Below are 14079 nucleotides of genomic sequence, written 5' to 3' on the forward strand. Positions count from 1 at the left end.
AAAACCGGCGGGGCCATGCCCGACGCCGGTTTTTTATGTTTTACTGAGCTGCCGCCTGTACGTTGATCAGCCCTTTTCCGTAGTAGAAAGCATCACCAAGTTTTGTAGTGGTGTTTTCTAAACTGCTGCGGACTTGAGTGTTTGTCCAGTTCGGGTGCTTAGAAAGAATCAAAGCAGCCGCTCCGGCAACGTGCGGAGATGCCATTGACGTACCATTGTACGCACCGTATTTGTTTCCAGGAAGCGTGCTTTGGATAGAGACGCCTGGTGCCATGACATCAAGCTCAGAACCTACGCTTGAGAAAGATGCTCTTTGGTTGCTGCTGTTAACAGCGCCTACCGCAATGACAGAAGGGTATTTACCAGGGTAGCCCACTGTGCTTGAGCCGCCGGAAGTGCCTTCGTTACCGGCTGCCGCAACCACTACGACGCCGGAAGCAACGGCTTTGTCAACTGCCGCTTTTAACGCTGCAGAACCAGAAGGTCCGCCGAGGCTCATGTTAATAACGTCCATATTGTTTGCGATCGCCCACTCAATTCCGTTAATGATCCAGCTGTACTGGCCGGAACCGTCAGCGCCGAGAACTTTTACCGCGTAAAGAGATGCGCTTGGCGCAACGCCTAATACACCGACTGAGTTATTAAGAGCCGCAACTGTACCGGCAACGTGAGTTCCGTGAGAGTTGTTGTCTTGGAAAGGATTTGTTTCAGAAGGAACCATGCTGGCTCCGCCTGCTACCTTTAAATCAGGATGAGAAGAATCGATACCGCTGTCGATAACCGCTACTTTAACATTTGATCCGGTGAAGCCTTGAGAGTGCAGAGCAGGGGCTTTAATCTGTGATACGCCGTAAGGCACGGACTGCGCGTACGCCTGTGCAACGTGATCTTCTTCAACGTAAGCGACGCTAGGGTCTTTTTTCAGCTCTTTTACAGCTTTTTCATTTAATGTAGCTGAAGCTGCGTCTACATATTTGAATTGCTTTTGCACTTTCCCGCCTTTTTCAGAAATGACATCTTTTTTCTTGGCGGCGCTCATCGTGCTCATTGTCTGCTTAAATCCGACAATATATTTCTTTTCCCCGTTTGATTTCCCTGCAGCCTGGGCAGAAGTCGTGCTGCCGAACGCCATCGTAAAGATTAACGCTAAAGCAAACAGCAAACTGATCCATACCTTTTTGCCTCTCACTCTTTATCCACTCCTTTTTTCATTTGCAGAATAACCAATAGACAGATTATTCTGTGGATTAATTGTATAGTATGGAATAATATTTTAGTAGACCCAATTTTTTTCAGTTTGTTTTATTTCTATTTAGGTATATCATCTCTCTTTCGTTTAATAGGAACCCGAAATATTTAAATTTTAATGGAAAAAACCGATGGAAGGACATGAGTATTTGTACACAGCCGCAATCGCTCTCTTGTTTACTGGGTCGAACGGTTTGATTCCATTTTTGGAAGCTGCGGCAAAAACAGGATAAATGTCACCTTTTGTTGAATGCAGAAGTCTGATGGAAACGAAAGCGGAATGAAATAAAGCGGCCGGCATGAATCAGTCTTTGGCTTTCTTGACGGAGAAAGCTGTGAAACCATTTTATGAAAATAATGATATTGAATATCATTGATACTTATATTGTCAATGATATAATTGCGGAAAAACGAAAGAGGGGGAACAGATGAAACCAATTTTCAGTATGCTGATGATCTTATCCGTTCTCTTCATAACGGCATGCTCAGAACAGGAACATGAAACCGCCGTCAGGCACGATCTGGGGACCGCGCATGTGGCTGCGCACCCGCATCGCATCGCCGTATTGAATGAGGGCTTTATTGACACCCTCCATGATCTCGGCATAAAGCCGGCGGCCGCGGCGGATAACCGGAAAGAGCGAAACGACGGCAGTCCGTCCGTCGGGCCCCCGTCACATCCCGATTTGAAAAAGATCACTTCGTTAAAACCCGATCTCATCATTGCAGACTCAAGCCTGCACAGGGGGATATACCATGAGCTGACAAAGATCGCTCCGACAATCGCTTTGAAAAATGAAGCTGCGGATTATCAGGATGCGGTTGATGCTGCCCTTACCATTGAAAAGGCGGTCGGTAAAGAGGGCATCATAGAGAAACAATTGTCGGCTCAGGAAGAAAAGCTGAATGACATCAAAAGAAAGCTGGATGCAGAAGGCGGCACGATTTTATTAATTGACGCTGCAAATGGCAGCATTTCCGTAAAGGATGATCAGTTTTTTACGTCCCGGCTTTTGGCGCTCGCAGGGTTTACATATGCGGTCCAGACGGATTCCGGCGGGAAATCAGATGCTATCAAAATGACGCCCGGGCAGCTTTTGCAAATCGATCCTGATTACATCGTACTGTTGGACGGTGAGAAAGAACTCGAAAAAAATCACCTCTGGAAACAGCTGACTGCCGTAAAAAACGGCCACGTTTACCGCGCGGACAGGGCGGCATGGACGGAGCGCCGGAGCATTGACGGTGCGGACGCCATATTACATGATCTGCAGAAAAAAATGCTCGCCAAAAAGGCCCAAAACTGAATTCGGGCCTTTTTGTTATGATTCTGATAGGTGGCTGCTTACATTGTAATCTTTGACGCGCCACTTATTTTCAATTCGTTCGATATTGCTCAGGCACGCATTGACAAGCTTTGCGTTTTGTATGTCGGTATCACCGTCAGAAATAGCGGACAAGAGGGCGTGAATGGCTGCGCCGTGAGCGACGATCAGTACTTTTTGCTCAGGAAACCGCTCCTGAACTTTCACTAAACCGGCAAGCATTCTGTCTGTCAGCTCTTCTGCGGTCTCCATATTCGGGTAGTTTTTATCCGGGTAGCGCTTCGACCGTTCCGGTAAAGACATTCCTTCCGCATCACCGTAGCTCCGTTCTCTGAAATCTTCCATGACGACAATGGGAAGATTCAAAAACCCGTTTATAATGTCAGCCGTTTTTCTGGCCCGTTTCATCGGGCTTGAGACGATGACATCCCATTCGGACCCCTTTAAGTACTCTCCTGTTTCTTTCGCCTGACGCTCTCCCGTCGCATTTAACGGAATATCCGATTTGCCTTGAAGCTTCTTTTGGGCATTCCAATCAGTCTCTCCATGTCTTACTAAACAAACGGCAGTCATAAAGTCTCCACTCCGATCATTTTTTATCGATATCATCTATTATACTGCCGTTACGTTAACACTTCAAAGAGAAGCGCCAGTCCGACTCCGCCTCCGCTGCCGATCGCTGCTGCTGCATAGCGGGCATCAGGGCGTCTTTTTGCTTCATAAAAAAGCCGGGTGACAAGCGCCGCCCCGGAAGCCCCGTACGGATGCCCGACGGCCAGAGCGCCGCCCCGGACATTTATTTTAGAATACGGCACTTGAAGCTGCTGTGAAAAAACGCATATTTTGACGGCAAACGCCTCGTTGATTTCGTATATATCAATATCATCCGGTGACAGGTCCCGTTCCTTCAAAAGCTTTTTGACGGCATAAACCGGAGCTGCTGACGGATAATGCGGATGGACGCCGCTTACCGCGCTTCCGATAAAACGCAATCCCGGCTTTAAACCGAGAGACCGCGCTTTTTGTTCTTCCATCACACAAACTGCCGCCGCCCCGTCAGAAATTCCGCAGCTGTTGGCGGCGGTGACAGAGCCTCCGGACTGAAAGACGGGTTTGGCGCGGGCGATGAGAGGCGCCATGTTCCGCTTTTTCAGCATGTTTTCGTCAGCGGCGAATCCGTGGCAGGGGAGAATTTCCCGGCGGTACAAGCCGTCTTCGTGCGCTTTGACGCTCCGTTCATAGCTGAGAAGGGCATATTCGTCCTGCATCTTTCTCGTTACGCCGTAAGCCTGTGCCGTATACTCGGCCGCTATGCCCATATCAGGATCGCCGATGTGTTCAGGAGAAAAGCGCGCCCGGGATGAGAAAGGGGAACGGCTGCTGCTCTCCGCTCCTCCCGCGATGTATGTGCTCCCCGCGCCGGCTTTAACAAAGTGGCACGCGATTCTCACGGCGTCCAATCCGGAACCGCACTGCCTGTCGATGGCCGTACCGGACACGCTCAAAGGAAGCCCGGCGGCCAAGGCTGACAGCCGGGCGAGGTTCCCGCCGCGGCCCGTCGCGTTTCCGAGCAGGACTTCATCAATGTCTTCGGGCATGTTCCGGCTCAAATGTCGGATCAGCAGAGCTGCCAAATCTTCAGGGAGACAGTCTTTTAACAGGCCGTTTTCCCGGGCGAAAATCGTCCGCTTCGCATCCGTAATTACAGCTTCCATTCCATCATGTCCTTTGCCTGCTTTTGTACGGCGGCACGGGCGATCTTTCCGCCGGCTGTTTCCGGTATTTCTGAAAACAGCCATTTTTTCGGGATTTTATATGCCGCCAGCTGCTCGCGGCACTGTTTCTTCAGTTCCTTTACATTTGCATGTCCGTCGATCACCGCAACGGCGATGCTGCCCCAATAATCATCAGGAATGCCGATGACGGCCGCTTTTCTGACGCCCGGACAGCGGTTGAGCACACGTTCTATCTCTTCCGGGAATACATTCAGGCCGCCTGATACGATCATCCCGTTTTCACGTCCTTCGATATAAAGATAGCCTTCATGATCGATATATCCCATGTCATCAACCGTCATCCAGCCGGAATCATCAGGCTTTGCGCCGTTGATGTATCCGGAAAATTTCATCGGGCTGTTCACAAAAATCTTCCCCGTTTCGCCCGGCATGCAGCGTTCCCCGCCGGGCCGGCGGATTTCGATTGTAACATTTTCAAACGGACGGCCCGCCGCGTCAGGCTTTCGGGCGCTGTCTTCAGGCGATAAGAACGCCACGAAACTCAGCTCAGACGTTCCGTAAAAATCATACAACCGCAAATGGGGATAGCGCTCTGACAGCGCTTGTTTAGACGAAGCGGGCCAGTCTGCACCGGAAGAAATCACCTTGAGCGGTGTATCCGGAAACGCCTCTAGTGAGAGCAGGGCGTCCGTCATTGTCGGAACGGTATATAGAACGTCAGCTTGTCTGAGCCGGTCTTTCATTCCGGCCGGATTGAATTTTCTTTGAAGGAGGACGGTTCCGCCGATAAACAAAGTGCTGACAGCGCCGTATAAAAAGTGTGATGAGCGCAGCGTGCCCGGCACCAGCACTTTGTCATCAGGGGAAATGCCGAATTCACGTTTCGTACAAGAAAAGCTCTCCAGCCACGAACGGTGAGAGCGGGTGAAGGCTTTCGGCTTACCGGTCGATCCCGAGGTGAATCCGGTATAAAAGGGCAGGCCGGCGTTTTTGATAAAAGCGCCTTCCGCTTTTTCCGCCTCGATCAAAGGCCTGCATTCATCCCACAGGATGACAGGCGTTTTGATGCCGTCCAGTCTGCCGCTCAGCCGGCGGTCACAGATGACGAGATCGGTTTTGCTGATGTGCAGCTGGTCCGCGAGTTCCGCCGCCGCCGAGCGGGGATCTAACGGAACCGCCGTGCAGCCGGCATGCGCCGCCCCTGCGAAAAGTTGTAAAAAAGGGATGCCGTTCGGCAGTAATAGTGCAATGTTTTCCGGCTTACCTGAAAGGCTGCCAAGCCAGTTTGCGGTTTGGTTTACTAGCCTGTTCCAAGTTTGATAGTTGATCTGTTCTGTTTCTGTCTGAATCGCGATCTGTTCCGGCGCTTGTCCGGCTGTATCTGAATATGATGATGTAATCATGATGACTAAAATCAGCTTCCTTTCGTCGGCAAAAGCCGGCTAGCTTGAAGAGTTTTTCTGATTCTTACGGCTGCGAATGAGGCTGCGGCCGCTTTAAGCAGATCTCCGGGCACATAGATGAGGCTGAGCTTTACGGCAGTCAAGATATCAATGTGCATTATAAAAGCCTGAACGGGAATGCCGATGACATACAAAAACAGCACGCCGAACAAGAACTGTCTGATAAACAAATGGGGGACAGCAGCTGAGCGAAGGCCTTGGATGCTGAGGCTCAGCAGGAATGCCGCCAGCGGATATGCGATGAGATATCCGGCGCTCGGCCCGAAAAAAACCCCGAAGCCGCCTCTTCCGCCTGAAAGGAGAGGCGCTCCGCATGCCACAATCAGCAAAAAAAGCAATTGGCTTAAAAACGCCGCTTTCGGTTTCAGGATGCTTCCCGATAAGAGCACACCGATCGTCTGGAGCGTAATCGGAACCGGCGTAAAGGATAAGAAAAGCGGCGGGAGCAGCCCCAAAAGTCCCATAATGGCGGTAAACACGGCAATATGCATCATTTCTGTCAATTTCATTATGTATTCCTCCAGCTTATCAAAATATGTTTATACAATAAAGCGAGTCTTTACATATGTCAACTCTATTATATTTTAAGTTAACAATAAACCGACCGGCCCTTTATGAAAAAGGCCGGTCGGTTTATCTTTATTCTTCTGTAAGGATAACAAGTGAATCAACGGATGATGCAACGTGGGAAACGGCGCGGCTGACTTCTTGAAGGCCGCCGAGAAAGGCCTGCAAATCAACGTCGATTTTGCCTGTCTGGTCTTTGCTCGTTTTCATGCTTTGGACGATGTCATCAAACAGACGGTTGATCTGCGTCATTTTTTCTTTCGTTTCGCTTACAAGTCCGTTTACATCTTTAATATGTTTGGACACGATGTTGATTTGTGTATTGGTATTGTTCACAAGCTCTGATACGGTGGAAACGGTTTTTTTCGTATCCTCTGAAAGCTTCCTTACCTCCGTCGCCACAACGGCGAACCCTTTGCCGTGCTCCCCGGCTCTCGCGGATTCTATTGAAGCGTTGAGTGACAGGAGATTCGTTTGCTCGGCGATCCCCGTCACGATGCCGAAGATTTTTTCGATCTGTTGGGCGATGTCATTCAGCTTGTCCATTTCTTCTTCAATCTGCAGAAGGCTGGCGTCGATTTTATTCATCTGCTGCTGCTGGCTTTCAAGCTCTTTTTTCCCGCCGATTGATTTTTCTTCGACATGTACGGAAGTGACGGTGCCGGCTTTTGACGCCTCGGAAATGCCCTCGGATTTATCGACCAGCTCCTGCACGGCTCTGCTCGTTTCTGAAAACAAATCAGCGAGTGATCCGGATGTTTCCTGGATTTTCTGATGAAGACGGGCTTTCTTTTCCTCTTGTTCGTCACGCTGGCAGTTATATTCAGTCTGGAATGCTTCAAGGACGAGCTGCTGTTCAAGATTCAATATTTTCGTCGTCGCTTTGATCGCTTTTAAAAGCTCATGCAAATCCGGGATTGTTGCTTCATATATATTCATCATCGACAGAAGCAGATCCTGAAACGCTCCCATATACCATTTCGGTTCAAGGCCGATCCGCAAGTGGATGGAAGCGATGCGCTGTCTTTTTTCAATGAATTCATCATCAATCGTGCCGGCGAACATCTCATGGATATGACGCCGTAATGTTTTTTTCAGTCGCTCAACCGTGCTGTGGTCGTTAATGATCGTCATTAATGATTTTTCGTGATCCAGATTTCGGTAAAAGGAATCGACGATTGTTGAGATATGTTCTTTAATTAACGGCTGCAGCTCTTCAAGCACATGAAGTTCTTCGTTTCCGAGCCTGACCATTTTCAGCTGTTTTTGGACATCTGCATATTGATTTGAAAGCGCGATGCGTTTTTTTCCATCGGCTTCTGAAAAATATGCTGTTTCTTTTTTGCGGTCTTTTTTAAATAACAATATAAGTTCCCCCAGATATTCTCTTTTTCTTTTTATCGGTTTGGAAGGAACTTGAATGAAGGAATCTGATAAAAATATTTTAATGCGGAAAAAAATAAAACCATTCGTACAGAATGGTTTAGTCAATCTTGGGTGAGACGTTTCAGCGGCTTGATGGCGGGACCTTCGGCAACCCCGCCGTCGGGTGTGAACCGGGACCCGTGACATGGACAGTCCCACGTCCGTTCGCCGTCATTCCATTCAACCTCACAGCCTAAATGGGTGCATGTCGTATCGACAAGATGCAGACAGCCTTTTTCATCTTTATAGGCGCCGGCCCGTTTGCCGTTTACCGTTACGATTTTTCCCTCCCCGGGCCCAAGACTCTCAGGTGAAGCGTCCGGCCTCTCAAGTTTGCCCGAGATAAGGTGTTTGGCCACGTCGGCATTATAGGAAATCAGTTTTTTCAGTCCGGGATCTGCGTGGAAGCGTGACGGAATAAACAGGCCGGAAAACGGGTTCTTTTTGTTTTGGATATGATCAGCCAAAAGCTTCGCGGCGAGCGCTGAGCTTGTCATTCCCCATTTTTTAAAACCGGTCGCCGCCAAAATATGTTCTTCATCGCCTGAGATGGGACCGATGAACGGAATTTTGTCAATGGTGACAAGGTCTTGTGCAGACCAATGATATGGGATGCTTTCAACTCCGATTGTGTCTTCCGCAAATTGTTTCAGCGCTTCGTAATGCCCGGACATTTCTTTTCCTTGGCCTGTTTTGTGGCTTTCACCGCCGACAAGCACCAGTTTTTCACCGTTCAAATCGGTGTATCGCAGTGATCTGGACGGCTTGTCTATGCTGAGATACATCCCGTCCGGATACGCTTGTTTCGGTTTTACCGCGAGTACGTAGGATCTGCTGGCATACATTCTGGCGGCATAAAGCCCGCCTCCGTCATAAAAAGGAAAGTGGGAAGCGCAGACAATGTAGCTGCACTTGATGCCGTGTCTGTTCTTCGTGACCACTTCCGGCTGCGGTTCTTTTTTTATGTCGATCGCAGCCGTCTGTTCAAAAACCCGCGCCCCGTTTTTAACGATCTCTTTCACGAGCGCCGCACCATATAAAAGCGGATGGAATTGCGCCTGATTCTTCATGGCGAGGCCGAGCCTGCAATCAACGGAGACGGGAAGTTCTTTCACAAGCTCGTGTTCAATACCGAGCTTGGTATAAGCTTCCTGCTCACTGCGGATTTTTTTGACGCCTGATTCTGTATTGGTGTAAAGATATGCGTCTTGTTCAATCAGTCTGCAGTCAATCGAAAGGTCCTTGATGATCTGCTTCATGTCTTCCATGGCGCGGAGATGGGCTTCGAAATAGAGCCTTGCGCTGGTCAGGCCGATCTGCTGAATAAGATCGGCATAGATGAAATCATGCTGGGCGGTGATTTTTGCGGTCGTGCCCGCGGTCGTCCCGTTTAAAATCCGGTCTGCTTCAATGACAGCGACACGGAAACCTCTTTTCGTTAGTTCGTATGCCGTTGTCAGACCCGTAATTCCTCCGCCGATAACCGCAACGTCGCATTCCGTATCTTCAGTGAGGGCGGGAAAGGAAGGAATGTCAGCTGTTGCTTGCCAATAGGAAGCCGGTTCCTCGTTTGAAAAAGTAGTCAATTCAGATTTACCTCCTCTGTTGTATATTCTTAATTTTTCCAATATGACTCTGTTCATACATGAAATTCGTATAAGATGCTCAAATTACTCATAATATAGTAATTAATGTAAAGGAGTGATCAAAATGGCAAATCAGAAGAAGAAAACCTTGCCGCCGCAGCATCAAAACCGGCAGCCGGGCTTTGAATATGTAATGGACCCGCGCCCCGTTTTTGACAAACCGAAAGCGGCGAAAAAACTTGAAGGAAAAACGGCGATCATCACGGGCGGAGACAGCGGGATCGGCCGCGCCGTATCCGTTTTATTCGCGAAGGAAGGCGCTAATGTGGTCATCGTTTACTTTGATGAGCATCAGGATGCCGAAGAGACGAAGCAATATGTAGAAAAAGAGGGGGCGAAGTGTCTGCTGATCGCAGGGGATGTCGGCGACGAAGCCTTTTGCAACGATGTCATCCGCCAGGCGGGCCAAGCCTTTCCTTCCATTGACATCCTGGTCAATAACGCGGGTGAGCAGCACGTGCAGCCGGGGATTGAGAAAATCACGAGCCACCAGCTCATCAGAACGTTTCAGACGAATATTTTTTCAATGTTTTACTTAACGAAAGCCGCGCTCCCTCACCTGAAAAAAGGAAGTTCAATCATTAATACGGCCTCCATTACCGCCTATAAAGGCCACAAAACATTGATTGACTATTCAGCGACAAAAGGGGCGATCGTCACGTTTACAAGATCTCTTTCCCAATCTCTTGTCACTCAGGGCATCAGGGTAAACGCAGTGGCGCCGGGGCCGATCTGGACGCCGCTGATCCCGGCGAGCTTCTCGGCGAAGGAAGTGGAAGTCTTCGGCTCAGACGTGCCGATGCAGCGCCCGGGAGAGCCTGTTGAAGTGGCGCCGAGCTATTTGTACTTAGCAAGCGATGATTCTTCCTATGTCACGGGACAGACGATTCATGTGAACGGCGGCACCATCGTAAACGGATAATGTAAAAAAAGCCAATCCATATGGATTGGCTTATTCACTCTGTTTGAGAGCGGCATATTCTTTTGAAAGCGTGAGGAACGCTTCTTTATTTTTATCATCAAGCGCCTTATTAATCTGCATTGTCAGCATGGCGATCCGGCGTTTATACAAGGATTCATCAAGCACCATTTGAATGTAAATATCGGCCATTGTCACATCGAATTCGTTTGCTTTTTCCGTGTTGCGGGACTTCATGAGCTCAGTGTACGACTTTTTCTCTTTCATAAAGAATCCCCCCAATGCCTTTTTTATAGTATATGGATAACGGCCGGAAAAATCAATTAATTTTTATAATCTTTAGACAACTAATACTTGGAAATATATCGACATATCCTGCAAATTGACGAAAAAACGAAAATGATCATTGTATAAATGAGGTGAAATGAAAAAGAAAAATAATATTTAAATAGTAATTTAAGACTAAATTACAGCTTTAAAAGGTGATTTTTAGCTATATTCAAAAAAAACCTGTCGTTTTCCAATAACAGATGATAGATTATTAGTATAAATTTTCAAGAAAAGGATTGGAGGCTGCACATCATGTGCCAGAAAACACACGCACCCTTAGAAAGCTATGAAGTAAATCGTTCAACCATCGCTGTTTTGCCTGAGGAAATAGACGGTAAAATGGGGTCGAAGGTCATTGAAAAAGACTGCATTCTGTATGTCAGCATGAAGCCGATTCACATCATCGACAGAAGCTGCCGCTACTTTGGCTCCAGCTATGCCGGGAGAAAAGCGGGAACATATGAAGCGATTAAAATTTCTCACAAGCCGCCGATTATGGTGGACCCTTCAAATCACATCTTTTTATTCCCTACACTTTCTTCTGCAAGGCCTCAATGCGGCTGGATATCTCATGTGCACGTTAAAGATTTTCAACCGACGGCATTTGATGACACAGCGGTCACGTTCTCAAACGGCAAAACGATGGAACTGGAAGTATCCTATCATTCTTTTGAAAATCAGGTTTACAGAACCGCCTATCTCAGAACCACTTTTCAGGACAGGATGGGCAGTCATATCCCGAAGCGGCAGGAATTCATGCTGTATCCGAAAGAAGAGCGGACAAGAATGATCTACGACTTTATTTTGCGGGAGCTGGGGGAGAGATATTAGAGAAAGCTGTGATGTGAAGGGACGGGCCCTTTCCTTTTAGGAAGGGCTTTTTTCGATTTACATGCCCGGATAGAGTTGTATCGTGTCCGTCTGTTGGCTATGATGATGTAAAGAGTAATGATATTTCATTTTAGGAGAGATGGGCATGGATGTGTTTGCAAAATATATATCAGGAATCGATAACCCGGATCACCGTCTCAAAGCAGAGGAAATTTTGTCGTGGACGGCTGACCAATTTCCGAACTTAGAAGCACAGATCAAGTGGAACAAACCGACATTTACCGATCACGGCACCTATATCATTATGTTTGCCGCGGCAAAAAATCATTTGAGCATTTTACCTGAAAAAGAGACGATGGAGCATTTTGCCGATGACATCGCCCAAGCCGGGTACAGCGCTTCTTCACGCCTGTTCAGAATTCGGTGGACTGATCCGGTGCACTATGATCTGCTTAAGAAGATCATCGAATTTAACATCAAGGAAAAAGCTGAAAATCCGGGGTTTTGGCGCTAGCGGACGTGATGTTGAAGGAGGAAGACATGGACGTTTTCAAAGACTATTTATCAAGTATCGACAGCCCTGATCATCGTCTGCGAATGGAGGAAATCCTGTCGTGGACGGCTGAGCAATTCCCGGGTTTAACACCGCAGATCAAGTGGAACACGCCGATGTTTACCGATCACGGCACGTTTATTATCGGCTTTGCGGCAGCAAAGCATCATGTAAGTGTTTCCCCCGAAGAAGCTGGAATTGCGCATTTTGCCGACGACATTGCCCGTGCCGGCTACAGCGCTACTTCCCGTTTGTTCAGAATTCAATGGACTGAACCGGTGCATTATGAGCTGCTTGAAAGCATGATTCAATTCAATATCCAGGATAAGGCGGACTGCTCAGCGTTTTGGCGGAAATAATGAAAGAAATGTTAAAAAACAACCCTGAGGAGGGCTGTTTTTTTATTAAACGTAATCCGAAAAATAAGGGATTTGCGTATCCGGCAGACCCTCACGAAACGCACGATGACAGAAATCGTGCGTTCAAAATTCTTTATTTGACGACAGACATGCTGACGCTGCTGCCTGACACTGTCAATTTGGCAAAATCCTGTGTATCAATCACAGGGGTGACTGCTTTATTGTCGATCGTGATGTTCGTAAAGGCTGTTGAGAAGTTTGATTTGATGTAAGGGCGCTGATCCTCTGATGTGACCGCAACGGTGGCGAGCGCTTTCCATTTTGAGACAGAGCCTACATTTGTTTGGGCGAGTTCTGAGATGATGCGGCCGGTGTATCCGTCATTATTCGTGCCCCAATATGTGGCGCGGGTATTGCCGTTCAGATTTTTGTAAATGGTCAGCTGTACGGTGCTGCCGGGCCGGAAGCCTTTCGTATAAGTGAATTGGCTTTCTCCTTCCAGATACCGGACCTGGCCTTGTCCCTTTGAACCGACTTTCATGATCGGTTTCCATACATGATAGGTGTCACTGTACTGAAGCCCGATATCAGCCTCTGTGCCTCCGGTAAATCCTGAGTAAATATAGGCTGTCCCATTTGACACCTGAATCGAGCTTGGAAGCTGAATTTTCGTGACGAGAACTGAGCCCGTGCTGTTCAGATAGGCCCTTCCGCCGATTCCTTTACTGAGCTGGGACGCCGCTTCCGCCGTATTTGGACTGATCACCCCCGGAATATCCGCCGTACATGCGCCGAATAGAACGGCTGTAGTGAGAACACCCGCAACAAGCCCTTTTTTCATCATCATTTCTCCTCCTATCATCATAGTCAGATAGCGCTATCAATTCATATTATAAAAGGTTTTGGGAAAAATTCCATAAAAGATATACGGGCGGACATAAATTAAAACTATTTTCCTATTTATCTTGTAAATGGAGATTATTTGAACTATGATATGTTCAGCCATACAAGATGATTCAGGAAAGGGGATAGGATAGAAATGAAAAAGACGGCAGCTGTGCTTTTGTCTTTCGGCCTGGTGTTCGGTTGTTCATACGGAGCGGGGCAGACGGCAGAAGCGAAAACAAAGGTAAAAACGTATCAAAACTGCAAGGCGCTGAATAAGGTGTATAAGGGCGGCGTGGCCAAATCGTCGAAAGTGAAAAACAAGGGCGGCAGAACAAAGTACAAGCCGTATGTATCAAAAGCGCTTTACAATGCAAATAAAAGACTTGACCGGGATAAAGACTATATCGCATGTGAGAAATAAAAAAACAAGCCTCTTTAAAGAGGCTTGTTTTTTTTAAATGGATTCGGCGGTGACGGCGGTTCCGTATCCGATTAATTCGGATGTGTTCTGTCCTGCGGTCAGTTCGAACCGCAGGCCGACGATGGCGTTCGCTCCGAGCTGCTCCGCCTCTCTGATCAGCCGCTCTTTCACCGCTTTTTTGGAGTCTTCCAGCATTTCGGTATAGCTTTTTAATTCGCCGCCGACGACAGATTTTAAGCCTGCAAGCAAGTCTTTTCCGATGTGACGGGACTGGACGATACTGCTTGTCACTAAGCCTTTTACTTCCGTAATCTGTTTTCCGGCGACGGTTTCGGTCGTTGTCATGATCATGCGGCTTTCCCCCTTCA

The 14079-nt window shown here is 48.0% G+C and carries 16 protein-coding genes and 1 pseudogene; 6 read left to right on the plus strand and 11 right to left on the minus strand.

From position 1 onward, the window contains the following. Positions 1 to 40 precede the first annotated feature (40 nt). Entirely contained in the window at positions 41 to 1189 is a 1149-nt protein-coding gene (locus ACWJJS_RS06305) for a S8 family peptidase (RefSeq protein ID WP_077722018.1), read from the minus strand. Positions 1190 to 1676: 487 nt separating this feature from the next. On the opposite strand from ACWJJS_RS06305, the gene ACWJJS_RS06310 reads away from it, so the two are divergent. Next, positions 1677 to 2555, plus strand: coding sequence for an ABC transporter substrate-binding protein (locus ACWJJS_RS06310; RefSeq protein WP_377803066.1), 879 nt, complete (start codon positions 1677 to 1679; stop codon positions 2553 to 2555). A 15-nt stretch (positions 2556 to 2570) separates the two neighbouring features. Here the strand turns inward: ACWJJS_RS06310 and ACWJJS_RS06315 are convergent, their stop codons facing one another. The 7 genes and pseudogenes from ACWJJS_RS06315 to ACWJJS_RS06345 all read right to left on the minus strand — a co-directional run bounded on the left by ACWJJS_RS06315 (position 2571) and on the right by ACWJJS_RS06345 (position 9350). Then, positions 2571 to 3146 carry a histidine phosphatase family protein gene (locus ACWJJS_RS06315; protein ID WP_007610462.1) on the minus strand — a complete coding sequence of 192 codons (576 nt, stop codon included), beginning with the start codon at positions 3144 to 3146 and terminating at the stop codon, positions 2571 to 2573. 50 nt (positions 3147 to 3196) lie between these two features. Beyond that, positions 3197 to 4288, minus strand: coding sequence for an acetyl-CoA C-acyltransferase (locus tag ACWJJS_RS06320; protein WP_377803067.1), 1092 nt, complete (start codon positions 4286 to 4288; stop codon positions 3197 to 3199). Beyond that, positions 4276 to 5712, minus strand: coding sequence for an acyl-CoA synthetase (locus tag ACWJJS_RS06325; protein ID WP_369614341.1), 1437 nt, complete (start codon positions 5710 to 5712; stop codon positions 4276 to 4278). Before ACWJJS_RS06325 ends, ACWJJS_RS06320 begins: the two co-directional genes overlap by 13 nt. An 11-nt stretch (positions 5713 to 5723) precedes the next feature. After that, positions 5724 to 6281 (minus strand): biotin transporter BioY, encoded by a 558-nt coding sequence (locus ACWJJS_RS06330; RefSeq protein ID WP_102421696.1) that lies wholly within the window; start codon positions 6279 to 6281, stop codon positions 5724 to 5726. A gap of 130 nt (positions 6282 to 6411) precedes the next feature. Continuing rightward, positions 6412 to 6927, minus strand: a complete 516-nt coding sequence (locus tag ACWJJS_RS06335; protein ID WP_369719112.1) for a methyl-accepting chemotaxis protein — start codon at positions 6925 to 6927, stop codon at positions 6412 to 6414. 243 nt (positions 6928 to 7170) lie between these two features. Then, positions 7171 to 7911 (minus strand): annotated as a pseudogene (locus ACWJJS_RS06340) (protoglobin domain-containing protein); the annotation flags it as partial. Then, positions 7827 to 9350 carry an FAD-dependent oxidoreductase gene (locus ACWJJS_RS06345; protein ID WP_454023417.1) on the minus strand — a complete coding sequence of 508 codons (1524 nt, stop codon included), beginning with the start codon at positions 9348 to 9350 and terminating at the stop codon, positions 7827 to 7829. The gene ACWJJS_RS06345 and the pseudogene ACWJJS_RS06340, both read right to left, overlap by 85 nt. A gap of 124 nt (positions 9351 to 9474) precedes the next feature. Here ACWJJS_RS06345 and ACWJJS_RS06350 point away from each other — a divergent pair, with 124 nt between their 5' ends. Further along, a complete protein-coding gene (locus ACWJJS_RS06350) occupies positions 9475 to 10332 on the plus strand; it encodes an SDR family oxidoreductase (protein WP_007610477.1) in 858 nt (285 codons plus the stop codon). 30 nt (positions 10333 to 10362) lie between these two features. On the opposite strand, the gene ACWJJS_RS06355 is transcribed toward ACWJJS_RS06350, so the two are convergent. Next, positions 10363 to 10596 (minus strand): IDEAL domain-containing protein, encoded by a 234-nt coding sequence (locus tag ACWJJS_RS06355; protein WP_003155181.1) that lies wholly within the window; start codon positions 10594 to 10596, stop codon positions 10363 to 10365. A 315-nt stretch (positions 10597 to 10911) separates the two neighbouring features. Between ACWJJS_RS06355 and ACWJJS_RS06360 the strand changes: the two genes are divergently transcribed. The 3 genes from ACWJJS_RS06360 to ACWJJS_RS06370 all read left to right on the plus strand — a co-directional run bounded on the left by ACWJJS_RS06360 (position 10912) and on the right by ACWJJS_RS06370 (position 12402). After that, complete coding sequence (locus ACWJJS_RS06360) at positions 10912 to 11490, plus strand: competence protein ComK (RefSeq protein WP_003155179.1); 579 nt, start codon at positions 10912 to 10914, stop codon at positions 11488 to 11490. A 145-nt stretch (positions 11491 to 11635) separates the two neighbouring features. Beyond that, positions 11636 to 12004, plus strand: a complete 369-nt coding sequence (locus ACWJJS_RS06365) for an iron chaperone (RefSeq protein ID WP_032874384.1) — start codon at positions 11636 to 11638, stop codon at positions 12002 to 12004. A gap of 26 nt (positions 12005 to 12030) precedes the next feature. After that, a complete protein-coding gene (locus ACWJJS_RS06370; RefSeq protein ID WP_077722024.1) occupies positions 12031 to 12402 on the plus strand; it encodes an iron chaperone in 372 nt (123 codons plus the stop codon). A 133-nt stretch (positions 12403 to 12535) separates the two neighbouring features. On the opposite strand, the gene ACWJJS_RS06375 is transcribed toward ACWJJS_RS06370, so the two are convergent. After that, positions 12536 to 13246, minus strand: coding sequence for a YrpD family protein (locus tag ACWJJS_RS06375; protein WP_003155170.1), 711 nt, complete (start codon positions 13244 to 13246; stop codon positions 12536 to 12538). Positions 13247 to 13441: 195 nt separating this feature from the next. Between ACWJJS_RS06375 and ACWJJS_RS06380 the strand changes: the two genes are divergently transcribed. Continuing rightward, a complete protein-coding gene (locus tag ACWJJS_RS06380) occupies positions 13442 to 13711 on the plus strand; it encodes an excalibur calcium-binding domain-containing protein (RefSeq protein ID WP_003155168.1) in 270 nt (89 codons plus the stop codon). 33 nt (positions 13712 to 13744) lie between these two features. Here the strand turns inward: ACWJJS_RS06380 and ACWJJS_RS06385 are convergent, their stop codons facing one another. Beyond that, positions 13745 to 14062: a YbjQ family protein gene (locus ACWJJS_RS06385; RefSeq protein WP_003155166.1), complete on the minus strand. Its 318-nt coding sequence runs from the start codon at positions 14060 to 14062 to the stop codon at positions 13745 to 13747. Positions 14063 to 14079 lie beyond the last annotated feature (17 nt).

This window comes from Bacillus sp. JK106, assembly GCF_053663355.1.